The following is a 15,651-nucleotide window of genomic DNA, read 5'->3' as shown; positions in this document are numbered from 1 at the left end:
ATGAAAATCCTATCTACAAACATCGCTAAACCAACATCTATTATTTGGAATGGGAAAGAGCTAACCACGGGTATCTATAAAAAACCAACAAATAGTGCTATTTACTTAGGTAAAGAAGGTGTGAGAAATGATGAAGTATCAGATAAAAAAGTACATGGCGGCACGTTTAAAGCATGTTATATATTTTCTAACAATCATTATGCTTATTGGAAAGAAAGATATCCGAACTTAGATTGGGATTATGGTATGTTTGGAGAAAACCTTACGGTTTCTGGTTTAAACGAAAAAGAAATCTATATTGGTGATATCTATAAGATTGGTGATGCTTTAGTACAAGTTACACAACCTCGCGAACCTTGTTTTAAATTCGGCATTAAATTTGGAACTCAAAACGCATTAAAAGAATTCATTGAAAATGGTTTCCCTGGAACTTATGTTCGTGTTTTAAAAGAAGGGATTGTAAAAAATGGAGATACTTTCGAGTTAGTTGAACAAGCAAAAAACAGCGTTACCACATGGCAACTTTTTCATCTTTTATTTTCAAAAAACAAAAATAAAGCACTTATTAAATTGGCTATAGAAAATGAGGCTTTACCATTAAGAAAACGCGAAAAACTAAAAAAACTTTTAAAATAGCAGTAGTAATTTTGATGTATCTTTGCGACATAAAATTTAAACATGTCATTTAAAGACTTACAATTAAACAGACCTATTCTAAGAGCTATTGCAGAAACTGGTTATGATGAACCAACACTTGTCCAGGAAAAAACCATTCCTTTAGTTTTAAATAAAAAGGACGTTATTGTTTCTGCCCAAACCGGTACAGGAAAAACAGCTTCTTTTGCATTGCCTATTCTACAATTATTGTTTGATAAACAAGAGGCTTCAAAAAGAGGAAAAAAAATACGTGCCTTAATTGTAAGCCCGACCCGTGAATTAGCTATACAAATTGGAGAAAACTTTAAAAAATACAGTACTTACACCAACTTAAGAAGCACTGTAATTTATGGAGGCACTTCTATAGAACCTCAAATAGATATTCTAAAAAAAGGAGTGGATATTTTAATTGCCACGCCTGGTAGGCTACTTGACCTGCACAAACAAGACGTTGCTAATTTAGATCACGTAGAAACTTTCGTATTAGATGAAGCTGATTTAATGCTAGATATGGGCTTTATTGACGATGTTAAAAAAATTGAACGTCTTTGTACCAAAGAAAAACAAACGTTATTATTCTCTGCTACTATTCCTTATAAAGTAGAACAGTTAGCCAACACCATTTTAAAAACACCAAAACGTGTTGAAGTAGCTCCAAATTCTTCAACCTCAAAAAACATAAATCAAGCACTTTTTTATGTACCAAAACGCAATAAAATTGAACTGTGCTTACACTTATTAAGAAACACTATAAAGGGGAGCATCCTTATTTTTAGACGTACCAAGTTTGGTGTTGAAAAATTAGAACAAACATTATTAAAAAACGGTTATAAGGTTGATAGTATCCATGGTGACAAAAGCCAAAATTTAAGACAAGAGGCTTTAAAAAATTTCAAGTCAAACAACGTTAATATTTTAATTGCTACCGATGTTGCTGCTCGTGGTATAGATATAAATAATTTGGATGCTGTTATTAATTTTGATTTGCCCAACGTACCAGAAACTTACGTGCATAGAATAGGCAGAACTGCCAGAGCAGGCAATACAGGAGCCTCCTACTCTTTTTGTTCTGCTGATGAAAAAAATTATGTAAAAACGATACAGCAACTTATTCAGATTCAAATAGACGTTATTGAAGACCATCCATATCCTTTAGATCCAAAAGCGAAGCCTATTATTCATAAATCCAAAAAAACAGGTAGTAAGTATAAAAAAGGCCGTAAAAGTGAAGCTTCTAAAAAGAAAAAGAAACGTTGGTACTAATTCATTAAGAATTCCGTTATATAAACAATACCTTCACCAAAATAAAATCGCACTGATTTTTATATTTTTATGAACGTCTCTCTCAATTTAAGTAGATGAATTTTACAAACCCATTAGTTTACGGTATTCCATGTTTTTTAGGTCTCATTTTAGTAGAGCTTACATATAGCAAAACACATAACCACAAAGATCTATACAAATGGAAAGATTTAATGTCGAGTCTAACCATGGGAATAGGGTCGGTCGTTTTAGCTCCACTAATTAAAACGGTTTCTGCTATTATAATTTTTAATTATTTATATGAATTTTTTAATCCTATGGTGGATGGCGTACGCACAAATATTATGGGATGGCAATCTTTTGGTTATACTTGGCCTGTGTGGTTAATGTGTCAATTTTTAGATGATTTCACATATTACTGGTTTCACAGGCAAAATCATATGGTACGTTTTTTATGGGCTGCACATATTGTCCATCATTCGTCTGAAAATTTTAACCTAGGAACTGCCGTACGTAATGGTTGGTTTACTATTCTGTATAAACCTTTATTTTACATGTGGTTACCTATTATTGGTTTTCCTCCAGAAATGGTCATCGTTTGCTTAGGAATTGAAGCCCTTTGGCAATTTCAATTGCATTCTACATATATCCCAAAAATGGGGATTATTGAAAAGATATTTAACACCCATACTATGCACCAGGTACATCATGCTAAAAACATAGAGTATATGGACAAAAACCATGGTGGGTTTCTAAATTTATTTGATAAATTATTTGGTACTTGGAAGGAATTAGATGACGATATAGATATAGCCTATGGCGTTACAAAACCTCCAAACTCTTATAACCCCTTAATTATATTAACTCATGAATACAAAGATATTTGGAATGATATGAAAAAATCCTCCAATATATATCATAAGTTTATGTATGCCTTTGGCCCTCCTGGATGGAGCCATGATGGAAGTTCGTTAACTATTAAACAAATGAGAGAGCAATTAAAAAAAGAAAATTAAATCTCTTCAATAAATTATGAGTACTATTCAAGACATCGTAGATCAGTTAGAATTACAACCGCACCCCGAAGGTGGCTATTTTAAAGAAGTTTACAGAAGTAATGGACTTATTAATGAAGACAATCTTGGTGAAGATTTTTCCGGACAACGAAACTATGCCACGTCTATTTATTTTCTTTTAACATCTGAATCATTCTCTGCATTCCATAGAATTAAGCAAGATGAAATTTGGCATTTTTATAAAGGATCGCCCATAAAACTTCATATAATTTCCAATGATGGTATATATTCTAACACCATTATAGGAAATAATATGGAAAAGGGACAGCATCCACAATTTGTAGTAAAAGCTAAAGATTGGTTTGCTGCTGAAGTTATTGATAAAAATGCTTATGCTTTGGTAGGTTGTACCGTGTCTCCTGGTTTTGATTTTAAAGATTTTGAACTCCCAGAAAGAGATACTCTTATTTCAAAATTCCCAGAACATAAAAATATCATTACTGCCTTTTCAAGGCTCTAATTTTGTAATCTTTGATTAAAATGGCTTTTTAACAAGGGGATTTGTATACAAAACATGAGTCCAAAAAGTACAACAGCATAAATAAGTGTTTTTGGAATTGAAAATCCTGAAAATAAATTTAGTATTTTATTATCGGATAACACACTTAAATCTAAAGAATCAAACCAACTCACTGGTTCTTCCTGAATACCCAAAAGCATATATATGATTAGAGCTAAAAACACTATTGAAATAACAATCCATCCTGTTTTAGAAATCAAAGGCTTATAAACTGTAATAGTATTATTGCTCAATTCAGTAACCTGAGACATTACTGAAGCAGTGAAATTAAAAGATGGGCGCTCTAAAGACGCTTCTTTAATTACTTTTTTAGCTAAGCTATCTAAATATTTATCTGCGTTCTCTTTCATAATGTTCAATTATTTCTGGTTCCAATCGCTTTCTTAAAATAGTTGCTAACTTTTTTCTACTTCTAAATAATTTAACTTTCACATTATTGGGTTTTATCCCAATCGTTTTTGATAGCTCTTCTAAAGATTGCTCTTCAAAATAATATAAAGTTAGCAAAAAAGCATCATCTTCGGGTAATAAAGCGATACAATCTCTAATAGATTGTTCTCGTTCTTTATCTTCTAAATTATCTAAGGCATTATCAATGGTTCGTAATTGATGCTCTGTAAATTCGTCAATAGCGACATCATTAAAATGTTTTTTATTTTTTTTTAACCTGTCCAGACTCGTATTATAAGCTATTTTATAAATCCAAGTCGAAAATTTAGCTCCTCCTTTAAACTTATTTAGCGATTTATATACTTTTATAAAAGTGTCTTGTGCGACTTCTTCGGCTTCCTCTCTATTCTTTAGCATACGCAAGGTTAAAGTAAATACTAAATCTTTATAACGTTCCACCAATACTTCAAAAGCATTCGTGTCGCCATCAATAATTAGATTGATATAATGTTGGTCGTTGGTGGTCATTTTTAAGTAAGACGACTATACACTCGTTAAGGTTACATTATAACAAAAAAATATTTTTTTAATAAAAGTGTAACCAAAACAAAGAACGTGTCGTCATAAGCTATGAATAGTTTAAAATTAATCAATTAAAAACAAACAATTATGGGATCAGAATTAATCATAGTACCAATAATCTTTGGAGCCATCTTCGGAGTCTTTTATTTATATTTTTCAACACGTAACAAAGAGCGTTTAGCACTTATAGAAAAGGGAGTAGACGCTACTATTTTTACTAAAGGCAGAAATCATACAGCACCAATATGGAAAGTGCTCATTTTAAACTTATCATTATTATTAATGGGGATAGGTTTAGGAACCTTAATTGCAGCCATTTTAGAGAATTACACAGCTATAGACGAAGAACCTCTATATGTGAGTTGCATATTTTTAATGGCTGGTGCTGGTTTATTTGTAGGTTTTAATATGACTAAAAACCTAGATAAAGAATAACACAAACAATACATCAATCAAAAAAGATTAAAACCTGTTTTTAAAAAAGACAGGTTTTTTTATTTAATAGGAAAATCAAAATAAGTATTAGGAAAAGGTTCTCCCTTTAAAGTAAAGTGCCACCATTCTTTAGAATAATTTCTAAAACCATGTTTTAGCATAATAGCCTGTAATAATTGCCTATTGGCTTTTTGCTTATCAGTAATTTTTTCATAATTCACCCAAGACTCTTGCCCAAAATAGTCATAAGGACTTCCCATATCTAATGCTTCGCCTGTATTTCCATTAATTATCGTTAAATCGACAGTACTGCCTCTACTATGACCAGATCTTGAAGCAATATATTGCTCTTTAAATAAATGCTTCTTTTTTACTTCTGGGTAAAATATATGTTTGTTTACAGTATCGTTTAAATCTTTTGCCCAAAGAATAAAATGATTTACAGATTGTTGTGGTCTGTAACCGTCATAAATCTTTAAACATAAATTCTGCTCTTGTAACTCTTCATGAACCAACTTTAGTTGTTTTGCTGTTTCAACCGTTAATATAAGTTTATTTGATTGATATCCTCTAATAGGTGTTCCTACAAAATTATTTGTGGTATAGTATCTCAATTCTACATCTAAATCTGGAATAATATCGTGAACATATGTAAACCCTTTTTCTAATTGTCCAAAAGAAAAAGCGCAATAAAATATAAACAGAAGGGTCAATAATTTTCTCATAATCTAAGCGATAAGCTAAAGTAGATAAAATATTAATGTATTTAAAAATTGAACACAAAAAAACCGAGTTCCCTCAAACTCGGTTTTCTTTCAATTTGCTTTTTATATTATGAAGCTAGATTTAGGGTCTCTATATCGTACAACATAATGCAAATATTAATTAATTAATCCATTGAACTAAAAAGTGTGTTATTTAGTACACTTCAAAAGTAAAATTATAATTCATTTAAAACGACAAAAAACATATAAAATCGATGAAATACATTAAATTTTAACATTTTCAGACGAAAAGACTGTTAATCTCGTCAAAATACATAATTAAAATTTTAAATATTTGGACTTTTTAAAAAATTGTTTATATAATGGAATAGGTTTTTATAAAAAACTTCTGAGTTATTAATCTCTCATGATTACCTTTAATAAATAATCATTTAAGGCTTTCCTTTGCGGGATAAAATGGTCTATTTACATATAATAGCTTATGATATTCACAGATACAAGCCTCATTACTAACATCTTTATAATAAAATAGGTTTAGTCCAAAACATTAGTAATAAAAAAAGCATCCTGAAAAGAATGCTTTTTTACTAACTAACTAACCAAAAATATGAATTACATTTTAAGTTTAAAGTAACCACTCAATAAACTTTTTAATTAAATATAATTATTATACGTACATCAATATCTGTGCCAAACTAAAAAAATTAAAATTTATTTTATAATTAATTGAATAAAAAAATTAAAAAAACACCATATTATAAAATAACTATATGCTGTTAGCATTTAAAATATAATTATAAGATATTTGTCGATATATAAAACGACCCTATTCATGAAAAAAATTACATTTTTACTTTTAGCACTTTTAATAATCTCTTGTAATGAAAAACAGCATGATTTAATAGTTAAAGGACATATTAAAGATTTAAAAAAAGGAACTATTTATCTTAAAAAGGCAAATGATACCGTAATAGTAACTGTAGATTCTTTAGTTATAAATGGTAATTCTCAATTTGAATTACATTCTGATTTAGAATCTCCAGAAGTATTCTTTTTGTATTTAGATAAAAATAGTTCGGAAAAAGATAGAATCACTTTTTTTGCAGATAAAGGCATTACAGAAATCAATACTACTTTGAAAAACTTTGTTTATGATGCAAAAATTAAGGGTTCTGTTCAACAGAAAACATTAGAAGAATACAGAGCTATTATGTCTAAAATGCAAGATAGAAACCTAGATTTAATAAAAGAACACTTTGAAGCTCAAAAAAACAATGATACAGCTAAAGTTCGCGCTCTAAAAAAAGAATCTGATAATATATTAAAAAGAAAATATTTATATACAGTTAATTTTGCTTTAAACAATAAAGATAGTGAAGTAGCACCTTATCTTGCTCTTTCGGAAATCTACAATGCTAGAATTGCTCTTCTTGATACGATAAATATTAGCTTAACACCAAAAGTTAAAAAGTCTAAGTATGGCAAAAAATTACAATCATTTATTGATAAAATAAAAGCTTCAGAAAAATAGAATCAAAATGTTACCAAAACAAAAAAGACCTTTCAAATGAAAGGTCTTTTTTGTTTTTATTAAGAGCCGATGGAGGGACTCCCTTCGACAAACTTTGTTTGCTACCTTTAAAACAAAATATATTTTGTTTCTCAGTAATGCTCAGGATAAACTTCTTCTCCCAAGTCAAAAAATAGCTTTAAAACTAATATTGACTTCCTTTGCGTTATTTACTTTTTTAGAGCCGATGGAGGGACTCGAACCCACGACCTGCTGATTACAAATCAGCTGCTCTAGCCAGCTGAGCTACATCGGCTTATTTAACGGTTGCAAATATAATATCTAATTTAACATTTACAAGGAGTCCGTTAAAAAATTTATCCTAATTTATTAATTTTTTCAATTAAAGCTCTTCCTTTAGTTTCTAGCTCCGTATTAATCGCCTTAAAGTGTGCTTTTGCATTTTCAACACTTTTAGTATTAACTTTAGCTATTAACTCATCAAATGTAGCAATTGCTTCGTCAATAATTGCTTCACTCTTTTTTGTGTCTTTGTCTGTGTTTGCATATTCCCAAACGTAAACTGCTTCAATAATATCACCTAAAACATAATTAATATCCTTTTTTAGGTCTCTAACATTTGCCATAATCTGTGTTTTTATTTGATTGCAAAATTAAACATAAACTTCCAATAGTGTAGCATTTTTAGAAGCAATTTCATAATCTATTATTGCCGCTGGTAATAATATAGTTTCTCCTTTTTTAATAGATTCAGAAATACCATTTACCAAAATTTCAGCATCTCCTTCTACACACATGTATATTATAAATGAATCATGTTCATTTTTCTTTTTAAGTGGTTCAGTAACCTTTAAATAATTAGTGGTAAAATAAGGACAACTAACCATTTCATTAGGTTGATTTTCCGTTTTAGAATATGCCACTCTAAAATTATCTGGCATATTAAAATCGAAGGCATCTATGGCTAAATCATTATGTAGCTCTCTTTCATTACCTTCATCATCTACTCTATCCCAATCGTAAACACGATATGTAATATCACTTGTTTGTTGTATTTCGGCTACCATAACTCCTGCTCCTATAGCGTGAATACGACCAACTTCAATAAAATAAGTATCACCAACTTTTACTTCGTCAAAATTTAAAATATCCGTAAGTGTTTTATCTTCTAAATGGCTTAAATACTTTTCTGAGGTCATGTCTTGATTAAAGCCTACGATTAAGTTGGAACCTTCATCCGCTTGTAGCGTGTACCACATTTCTGTTTTCCCAAAAGAGTTATGTCTTTTAGCTGCTAACTCATCATTAGGATGTAATTGAATTGATAAATCTTCTCGGGCATCAATAAATTTTATAAGTAAAGGAAATTTATCTCCAAATACTTTATAGTTTTTATTTCCTATTAAATGACCTTTAAAAGTTTCTAAAAGCACCTTTAAAGAATGCCCTTTTAAAGTCCCATTCGACACTATAGATGTATCCCCTTCTACATCACTAATCTCCCAGCTTTCACCTATATTTGGTAAATCACTTTTTTTATTGAGAATGGTTTTTAATTTTTGTCCACCCCATATTTTTTCTTTTAAAATAGGACTGAATTTAATTGGGTATAATGTGTTATTCATTTATTTTCCTGAATAGGTTACGAAATTACGAGGTGTTTCAAATAAGGTAATCTCCAATTTTAAATGTGACGCCAACTTTAACTTCATTTTATTGTAAATTACGACAGCAATGTTTTCTGCTGTTGGGTTTAAGTCTTTAAATTCTGGTACTTCTACATTTAAGTTTTTATGATCGAAAGCGTCTTCAACTTCAGCTTTTATAAGCTCTTTTAAAATTTTCATATCAATAACATAACCCGTTTCCTGATCAATCTCACCTGTTATACTAACAATAAGTTCGTAATTATGACCGTGAAAATTAGGATTGTTACACTTACCGAAAATAGCATCATTCTTTTCAAAAGTCCAATCTTTTCTGTACAGCCGATGTGCTGCATTAAAATGTGCTTTCCTACTAACAGTTACCTTCATTTAGAAATATTTATGTGTTCGTAGAATTTATCGAAAATGACTTTAAACCATTCTGTGTATAATTCTGGTCTTAATAGAATATCTGCTTTTACTTCTTCCAAAGGCATCCATTTCCAGCTAGCTACTTCTTCCGGATTAATAGTAGGTTCCTCTTCATAGTTACCTAACAGTACATGATCATACTCATGTTCGGTTAATCCGTTGTCAAAAGGCGCTTTATAGATAAATGAAATTGATTCTTTTAAAGCAACTACAAATCCCATTTCTTCTTGTAATCGTCTTTTTCCTGCTTCAATATTAGTTTCACCATCCCGTTGATGGCTACAACAAGTATTCGTCCAAAGACCAGGAGAATGATACTTTCCAAAAGCTCGCTGCTGAAGCATTAATTCATTTTTATTATTAAAAATAAAAACTGAAAATGCACGATGCAATAAAGCTTTTTCATGGGCTTCCATTTTTGGCATTAACCCAATTTGTTCATCCTTTTCATTTACCAGAATTACTTTTTCTTCTTCCATAGAAAAGCAAAAATACCAAGTAAATATTAAAAAACATATTCTAATCAGAAATTAAAATTAAAGCTTCACCATAAAATAAAAAAGCATTCATAGTTATACGAATGCTTTTCTTTATTTGATAAATATATAATAACGTTAGTCCTTTACTAATATAAACTCACTTCTTCTATTAGCTTGGTGTTCCTCTTCAGAACATTTAACTCCTTTTGAACATTTATTTATTAGTATAGTTTCACCATAACCTTGTCCTGTAAACCTACCTGCATCTATTCCTCCTTTTTCTACAAGGTAATCTATCGTCGATTTATTCCTTCTATTGGATAATATTAAATTATATGCTTTGTCTCCTCTGGAGTCTGTATGAGATCTTACATCTACTTTTGTTTCCGGATACTCCTTCATATAATTAATGATCTTTGTTAATTCAGATTCTGCATCAGATCGTATAATAGATTTATCAAAATCAAAATATATAGGATTTAAATCTAATAACTTAAATAAGTCCACTTCATTTCGCTCTAACTTAGCTATTAGTTGTAATTCTAATGCATCTGTATCGATATCAAAAACTTCTATGGCTTCTTTATAGTTTGCTTTTGTCACCCCTAATTTATACTCACTATGACTTCCTGATAGCTTCAAACTAAATGCTCCGTTTGCATCAGACTTTAATGTCTTAGCAACTTCATTAGCGTGATTATAAATTACAACATCTGCATCAGATATAACCTGATTCGTCTTCTTATCGACTACAGTTCCTGTTATATATTGTAGATACGGATTTCTCGTAAAGCTATAAATATCATCATCCCCTTTTCCACCTTCTCTATTTGAAGATAAATACCCTTCATAGCTGGTTTCGTTTATAATGTACTCAAAGTCATCTTTCGAACTGTTGATTGGCTTCCCGATATTGATCGTCTTATTGTTTGAAGCAGCTATGTTTTCTATATTTCTGAAATAGAATACATCTAACCCTCCTAAACCCGGATGACCATTAGATGAGAAGTAAAGCGTCCCTTTTTCACTTATATATGGGAAGTTCTCTCTGCCTTCAGTATTTATTTTAGAACCTAAGTTTTTTGGTTCACCATAAGTACCATCCTCATTTATTGCTACCACATAAATATCGGATGCACCTAAAGTCCCCTCCATGTCGGATGCAAAATATAATTTTGTCTCATCTACATTAAGAGCAGGATGGGCTACATTATAGTCGTCACTATTAAATGGTAATGGTTCTATATTGGTCCAACCTTCTTCTTTCAATTCAGCTTTATATATTTTTAAGCCATGGATTCTTTTTGAATTCTTTTTGAATTCTCCTTTATAGTAATTGTTTCTTGTAAAGTATACTGTTTTGCCATCTTTTGTAAAGGCAGTCGACGATTCGTGATATTTTGTATTTATATCGCCTTTTATCTCTGCGGCTGTTCCGTTAGCATTCAATTCATAAATATCTAAAAAGGGTTGTTCGTTCCAATTATACAGTTCTTCATCGTCTCCTCTTGAGGATGCAAATATTAATTGTTCCTTATATATTGAAGTTCCAAAATCTGATAATGGGGTATTGATTTCTAGATTATTCATCTCAAAATCATCCGAAAGTTTTTCAATTGTTTCTAAATAATCTGCGTGAAATAGTTTACTTCTGGAATCTTCTGGCTGTAATCTCATAAATTCTTTTAAGATTTTATCTGCTTTGTCATAAGCTCCTATACCTTTTAAAGCTTGAGAGTATCTAAAGTAGTTTTCAGGATTTATGTTTTTTTCTTTTTGAGCTATTAACTCTCCATACCATTGTGAAGCTTCTTCCATTTTACTATTAAAATAAAAGGAATTAGCTAAGTTCTCTAGCAGCTCAGGGTTTCTATTCCCTTCGTTTGCCAATTCTAATAGTTGTTCGGTCGTTTTTACATACGATAAATTATTGTATGTCTTCTTCGCTTTTCTGGTTACACCTTTTTGACCAAAGGATACGTTTACAAACAGTAATGTCAATAACGGTAGTATTAATAATATTTTTTTCATGTCCCTGTATCTTTTTAGAAGAATCTTGGTGATAATATTCTCCCTGCTTGTTGTAATTCAAATCGCAGCATTATTTCGTGCGATCCGCTGTTATAGTTATTCAACCCTGTCGTGGTTAAATCGTATGCATAACCGATAAATAGTCCCGGATTTATTTGAAAACCTGCTAATCCACTGATGGAATCGTCCCACCTGTAACCTAATCCTAAGGTTAGTTTCTCATTAAACAATGCATTCAAGGATAAGTCGGCTATTAATGGTGCCCCAGAAACAGCCTTTACCAATGCTGCTGGTTTCAGTTTTGTATTTTCTCCTATATCAAATACATATCCTGCTATTAAAAAATAATGTAAACGTTCTGTAGCTATAGACTCTTGAACATCATCATAATGGTCTGTTGTAAAAAAGTTCGGAACAGAAAGTCCTAAATACCACTTTTCTGAGTGTAAATATAAGCCTGCTCCTATAGTTGGAGAAAATAAACTTAGATTATCATTAAAAACTCTATCTGGATATTGGAATACACCTTTACTCCAATCTGTATCTAATAAATGAAAACCTCCTTTTATCCCAAAAGATAGCTCAGTCCCTCGTATTTCATCTATAGGGATGGTATATGAGAAATTAATATCTACATTGGTTTCACTCGCTGGGCCTAGTTTATCACTTACTAGGTTTAACCCTAGTCCCAAACGGTTGCTTCTTAAAGGGGAATGAATTCCAAAAGTTATTGTTTTGGGCGCACCTTCCATCCCAACCCATTGGGTACGGTATAGACCTGTGATACTTAATACATCCCTCTGACCCGCATAGGCTGAGTTCACACTCATCGTATTATACATATATTGTGTGTACTGCGGGTCTTGCTGGGCATTTAACTCTAGACCTAATAGTGTAACAAACACTATTAAAATCAAATTTTTTGTTAATGAAGATAGCTTTATCATTTTTAATTTCTTTAGGTGTTTGCTCTATTTTATCTGTTAATGTATAACCATCCTACCTTTGGTTTAGAACCATCTCCTAAGTCTAATACATAGTAATAGGTTCCTACTGGTAATTTCTCTGTACCGTTTATGGTACTTCTTCCATTAGATGTTCCTTCAAATTCGTTGTTATAACCATTCTTTTTATAAACGATATTACCCCAACGGTTATAGATCTCTAACTTATTGTTTGGATAATTGGTGATACAGTTTATAATTAAAAACTCGTTGACTCCGTCTCCATTTGGTGAGAATTCATTGATGACTATTAAGCAACCTAATTCGGTCTCAGTTGGATCATCTTCTGTATTCCCATCTACATCATCACCATCATCACTTATATCGGTTACAGTTTCAAAACTTGGGCTGATACCTGAGGCTTCTACACTATTCATAACACCTCCGGAATTAATCGCTTGCTGTGTAATCTCAAAAGTAGCTGTATAAGTAGCTATCTCACCTACTAACAGAGTCCCTTCTGTGCTGCCTAGATCGGCATCATCAAATACTGGTTCTTCAGTTAAGGTTAGTGGATTACCGTTAATATCTGTGAAGATATCTATCAGAGCAACATCAGTTAACGTTACATTTCCTGTATTCTCTACCTCGATGGTATATCTAATTTCATCGCCTAATTCTATATCTGACGCATCTGCATATTTAGTGACCTCTAATCCAGCTGTACAATCTGCTGTCGTTGTTACGACTACAGTAATATCTGAAGGTCTGTATGAACATGGGTCATGCGGATCTGTTTGCATTTCTCCTCCTGGAGGTGTTAATTCGTCACCGTTTGTGACACCATCTCCATCACAGTCTGCTGCTAAAAATGCTGCATCTGGGGTTAATGTCATATCACTGGTAATAAAGTCACATGGTACATTTGGATCCGTGGCACTTTCACCATCTGGTGGTGTTAATTCATCTCCGTTTGTCACACCATCTCCATCACAGTCTGCTGCTAAAAATGCTGCATCTGGGGTTAACGTGATATCACTAGTAATAAAGTCACATGGTTCATTTGGATCCGTGGCACTCTCACCATCTGGTGGTGTTAGCTCGTCTCCGTTTGTCACACCATCTCCATCACAATCTACTACCAAATAAACTCCTGTTTGAACTAATGTAATATCTGCTAATATAGCATCGCAAGGATCGTTTGGATCAGTAGGACTTTCTCCGTCTGGTGGTGTTAACTCATGACAATCTGTTACACCATCACCATCGGTATCGGTTAACGCTACGGCTGTATGTGATGGATCACAAGGATTATTCTCATCACTCGTACCAGTTGGTACTTCAGGTGTAGCCGGGTTATCGATTCCCGTAGTCTCTTCACAATCGGTTAAACCATCCCCATCGGTATCTGTTAATGCTACAGTGGTATGCATCGGATCACATGGATCGTTCTCATCACTAGTTCCGGTTGGTACTTCTGGGGTAGCCGGGTTATCAATTCCTGTGGTTTCTTCACAATCGGTTAAACCATCTCCATCTGTATCGGTTAATGCTAAAACGGTATGCATCGGATCACATGGATCGTTCTCATTACTCGTACCCGTTGGTACTTCTGGAGTAGCAGGGTTATCGATTCCTGTAGTCTCCTCACAATCGGTTAAACCATCGCCATCTGTGTCGGTTAACGCTACAACAGTGTGCATCGGATCACATGGATCGTTCACATCACTCGTACCGGTTGGTACTTCAGGTGTAGCAGGATCATCAATTCCTGTGGTTTCTTCACAATCAGTAAGCCCGTCTCCATCACTATCAATAGTAGTAATACCTACCGGATCACAGGCATTATTTGGATCAAATGGACCTGGACCATAACTAGTTGGGTCTTCAGGTGTAGCAGGGTTATCGATTCCTGTAGTTTCTTCACAATCGGTTAAACCATCGCCATCGGTATCCGTTAGTGCTACAGCAGTATGCATTGGATCACATGGATCGTTCTCATCACTCGTACCTGTTGGTATTTCTGGTGTAGCAGGATTATCAATTCCTGTAGTCTCTTCACAATCAGTAAGTCCGTCTCCGTCTGTATCGATTAACGCTACAGCAGTATGCATCGGATCACATGGATCGTTCTCATCACTCGTACCTGTTGGTACTTCCGGTGTAGTAGGATTATCAATTCCTGTAGTCTCTTCACAATCAGTAAGTCCGTCTCCGTCTGTATCGATTAACGCTACAGCAGTATGCATCGGATCACATGGATCGTTCTCGTCACTAGTTCCGGTTGGCACCTCAGGTGTAGCAGGATTATCAATTCCTGTAGTCTCTTCACAATCGGTAAGTCCGTCTCCGTCTGTATCGATTAACGCTACAGCAGTATGCATCGGATCACATGGATCGTTCTCATCACTCGTACCTGTTGGTACTTCCGGTGTTGATGGATCATCAATACCTGTAGTCTCTTCGCAATCGGTTAAACCGTCTCCATCTGTATCAGTAGAAGATCCTACAATAATTGTATAATTTGCAGATGGTAAAGAGGTACAACCATTCGTATCAGTTACTTCATAATAAACATTAACAGTACCGAAATCAACTCCTGTTACTACACCACTAGCATCTACAATAGCAATACTAATGTCTGATGAAGTCCAATTTATAGTACCAGTTGTTCCTTCGGTCAAATCAATCGTTTCGCCTACACAAACCTCTGAAGGACCTGTAATTGGAGCAGCTATTGGTAATGGATTTACTGTGACTGTCGCACTGCCCGTTACAGCCTGGCTACAGCTCGTAGTGGTGTTCTCCACGCTGACCAGGTTAACCGTACTGCTGGCGGTATTGGAGGCGCTCAAGGTCGCGCTGCCTGCTCCGCTTAATGTGATCGTCGTATTGCCCCCCCCGTCTATGTTATAGGTGATCTCTGCGTTCGGGGTACCT

16 protein-coding genes and 1 tRNA gene are annotated in these 15,651 nt (G+C 33.2%); 6 read left to right on the top strand and 11 right to left on the bottom strand.

Features of this window, described 5'->3' with window-relative positions; translation table 11 throughout:
- From Q4Q39_RS19640 to Q4Q39_RS19625, 4 genes are all read left to right on the top strand, one after another.
- Positions 1-636 (top strand): MOSC domain-containing protein, encoded by a 636-nt coding sequence (locus Q4Q39_RS19640; protein WP_303284291.1) that lies wholly within the window; start codon positions 1-3, stop codon positions 634-636.
- Between the two features lie 42 nt (positions 637-678).
- Positions 679-1,920, top strand: a complete 1,242-nt coding sequence (locus Q4Q39_RS19635) for a DEAD/DEAH box helicase (RefSeq protein ID WP_303284290.1) — start codon at positions 679-681, stop codon at positions 1,918-1,920.
- Between the two features lie 95 nt (positions 1,921-2,015).
- The gene (locus tag Q4Q39_RS19630) at positions 2,016-2,936 is read left to right on the top strand and encodes a sterol desaturase family protein (RefSeq protein WP_303284289.1); all 921 of its coding nucleotides are present in this window, start codon (positions 2,016-2,018) and stop codon (positions 2,934-2,936) included.
- Positions 2,937-2,952: 16 nt separating this feature from the next.
- Positions 2,953-3,456 carry a cupin domain-containing protein gene (locus Q4Q39_RS19625; protein WP_303284288.1) on the top strand — a complete coding sequence of 168 codons (504 nt, stop codon included), beginning with the start codon at positions 2,953-2,955 and terminating at the stop codon, positions 3,454-3,456.
- Here Q4Q39_RS19625 and Q4Q39_RS19620 read toward each other — a convergent pair.
- Positions 3,453-3,866, bottom strand: coding sequence for a hypothetical protein (locus tag Q4Q39_RS19620; protein ID WP_303284287.1), 414 nt, complete (start codon positions 3,864-3,866; stop codon positions 3,453-3,455). The two genes, Q4Q39_RS19625 and Q4Q39_RS19620, sit on opposite strands and share 4 nt — an antisense overlap.
- Positions 3,847-4,434 (bottom strand): RNA polymerase sigma factor, encoded by a 588-nt coding sequence (locus tag Q4Q39_RS19615; protein WP_303284286.1) that lies wholly within the window; start codon positions 4,432-4,434, stop codon positions 3,847-3,849. The genes Q4Q39_RS19620 and Q4Q39_RS19615 overlap by 20 nt, the downstream gene beginning before the upstream one ends.
- Before the next feature lie 141 nt (positions 4,435-4,575).
- Here Q4Q39_RS19615 and Q4Q39_RS19610 point away from each other — a divergent pair, with 141 nt between their 5' ends.
- Complete coding sequence (locus Q4Q39_RS19610; protein WP_303284285.1) at positions 4,576-4,923, top strand: DUF6249 domain-containing protein; 348 nt, start codon at positions 4,576-4,578, stop codon at positions 4,921-4,923.
- A 59-nt stretch (positions 4,924-4,982) separates the two neighbouring features.
- Here Q4Q39_RS19610 and Q4Q39_RS19605 read toward each other — a convergent pair whose 3' ends face one another.
- Positions 4,983-5,648 carry a M15 family metallopeptidase gene (locus Q4Q39_RS19605; RefSeq protein ID WP_303284284.1) on the bottom strand — a complete coding sequence of 222 codons (666 nt, stop codon included), beginning with the start codon at positions 5,646-5,648 and terminating at the stop codon, positions 4,983-4,985.
- An 832-nt stretch (positions 5,649-6,480) separates the two neighbouring features.
- Here Q4Q39_RS19605 and Q4Q39_RS19600 point away from each other — a divergent pair.
- The gene (locus Q4Q39_RS19600; protein WP_303284282.1) at positions 6,481-7,179 is read left to right on the top strand and encodes a DUF4369 domain-containing protein; all 699 of its coding nucleotides are present in this window, start codon (positions 6,481-6,483) and stop codon (positions 7,177-7,179) included.
- 221 nt (positions 7,180-7,400) lie between these two features.
- Here Q4Q39_RS19600 and Q4Q39_RS19595 read toward each other — a convergent pair.
- From Q4Q39_RS19595 to Q4Q39_RS19560, 8 genes are all read right to left on the bottom strand, one after another.
- Positions 7,401-7,474 (bottom strand) — tRNA-Thr (locus Q4Q39_RS19595).
- Positions 7,475-7,535: 61 nt separating this feature from the next.
- On the bottom strand, positions 7,536-7,805 hold the full coding sequence (locus Q4Q39_RS19590) for a hypothetical protein (RefSeq protein ID WP_303284281.1): 270 nt from the start codon (positions 7,803-7,805) through the stop codon (positions 7,536-7,538).
- Positions 7,806-7,832: 27 nt separating this feature from the next.
- Positions 7,833-8,804: a type I phosphomannose isomerase catalytic subunit gene (locus tag Q4Q39_RS19585; RefSeq protein ID WP_303284280.1), complete on the bottom strand. Its 972-nt coding sequence runs from the start codon at positions 8,802-8,804 to the stop codon at positions 7,833-7,835.
- The gene (locus Q4Q39_RS19580; RefSeq protein ID WP_303284279.1) at positions 8,805-9,215 is read right to left on the bottom strand and encodes a 6-pyruvoyl trahydropterin synthase family protein; all 411 of its coding nucleotides are present in this window, start codon (positions 9,213-9,215) and stop codon (positions 8,805-8,807) included.
- Positions 9,212-9,736 carry an isopentenyl-diphosphate Delta-isomerase gene (gene idi / locus Q4Q39_RS19575; protein WP_303284278.1) on the bottom strand — a complete coding sequence of 175 codons (525 nt, stop codon included), beginning with the start codon at positions 9,734-9,736 and terminating at the stop codon, positions 9,212-9,214. The genes Q4Q39_RS19580 and idi overlap by 4 nt, the downstream gene beginning before the upstream one ends.
- A gap of 135 nt (positions 9,737-9,871) precedes the next feature.
- The gene (locus Q4Q39_RS19570; RefSeq protein WP_303284277.1) at positions 9,872-11,767 is read right to left on the bottom strand and encodes an OmpA family protein; all 1,896 of its coding nucleotides are present in this window, start codon (positions 11,765-11,767) and stop codon (positions 9,872-9,874) included.
- 14 nt (positions 11,768-11,781) lie between these two features.
- Positions 11,782-12,714 carry a PorP/SprF family type IX secretion system membrane protein gene (locus tag Q4Q39_RS19565; protein ID WP_303284276.1) on the bottom strand — a complete coding sequence of 311 codons (933 nt, stop codon included), beginning with the start codon at positions 12,712-12,714 and terminating at the stop codon, positions 11,782-11,784.
- 29 nt (positions 12,715-12,743) lie between these two features.
- On the bottom strand, positions 12,744-15,651 hold a 2,908-nt coding region (locus Q4Q39_RS19560; RefSeq protein ID WP_303284275.1), incomplete at its 5' end, for a T9SS type B sorting domain-containing protein.

This window comes from Flavivirga amylovorans (assembly GCF_030540875.1).
Lineage (GTDB): Bacteria > Bacteroidota > Bacteroidia > Flavobacteriales > Flavobacteriaceae > Flavivirga > Flavivirga amylovorans.
This window is presented reverse-complemented; position numbering and strand designations above follow the sequence as displayed.

Excerpts from the sequence above, each read along its gene's own strand:
- Q4Q39_RS19590 (WP_303284281.1), bottom strand. The coding sequence starts at position 7,805 with ATGGCAAATGTTAGAGACCTAAAAAAGGATATTAATTATGTTTTAGGT.
- Q4Q39_RS19605 (WP_303284284.1), bottom strand. The coding sequence starts at position 5,648 with ATGAGAAAATTATTGACCCTTCTGTTTATATTTTATTGCGCTTTTTCT.
- Q4Q39_RS19610 (WP_303284285.1), top strand. The coding sequence starts at position 4,576 with ATGGGATCAGAATTAATCATAGTACCAATAATCTTTGGAGCCATCTTC.
- Q4Q39_RS19620 (WP_303284287.1), bottom strand. The coding sequence starts at position 3,866 with ATGAAAGAGAACGCAGATAAATATTTAGATAGCTTAGCTAAAAAAGTA.
- Q4Q39_RS19640 (WP_303284291.1), top strand. The coding sequence starts at position 1 with ATGAAAATCCTATCTACAAACATCGCTAAACCAACATCTATTATTTGG.
- Q4Q39_RS19625 (WP_303284288.1), top strand. The coding sequence starts at position 2,953 with ATGAGTACTATTCAAGACATCGTAGATCAGTTAGAATTACAACCGCAC.
- Q4Q39_RS19565 (WP_303284276.1), bottom strand. The coding sequence starts at position 12,714 with ATGATAAAGCTATCTTCATTAACAAAAAATTTGATTTTAATAGTGTTT.
- idi (WP_303284278.1), bottom strand. The coding sequence starts at position 9,736 with ATGGAAGAAGAAAAAGTAATTCTGGTAAATGAAAAGGATGAACAAATT.
- Q4Q39_RS19630 (WP_303284289.1), top strand. The coding sequence starts at position 2,016 with ATGAATTTTACAAACCCATTAGTTTACGGTATTCCATGTTTTTTAGGT.
- Q4Q39_RS19635 (WP_303284290.1), top strand. The coding sequence starts at position 679 with ATGTCATTTAAAGACTTACAATTAAACAGACCTATTCTAAGAGCTATT.
- Q4Q39_RS19585 (WP_303284280.1), bottom strand. The coding sequence starts at position 8,804 with ATGAATAACACATTATACCCAATTAAATTCAGTCCTATTTTAAAAGAA.
- Q4Q39_RS19580 (WP_303284279.1), bottom strand. The coding sequence starts at position 9,215 with ATGAAGGTAACTGTTAGTAGGAAAGCACATTTTAATGCAGCACATCGG.
- Q4Q39_RS19615 (WP_303284286.1), bottom strand. The coding sequence starts at position 4,434 with ATGACCACCAACGACCAACATTATATCAATCTAATTATTGATGGCGAC.
- Q4Q39_RS19600 (WP_303284282.1), top strand. The coding sequence starts at position 6,481 with ATGAAAAAAATTACATTTTTACTTTTAGCACTTTTAATAATCTCTTGT.
- Q4Q39_RS19570 (WP_303284277.1), bottom strand. The coding sequence starts at position 11,767 with ATGAAAAAAATATTATTAATACTACCGTTATTGACATTACTGTTTGTA.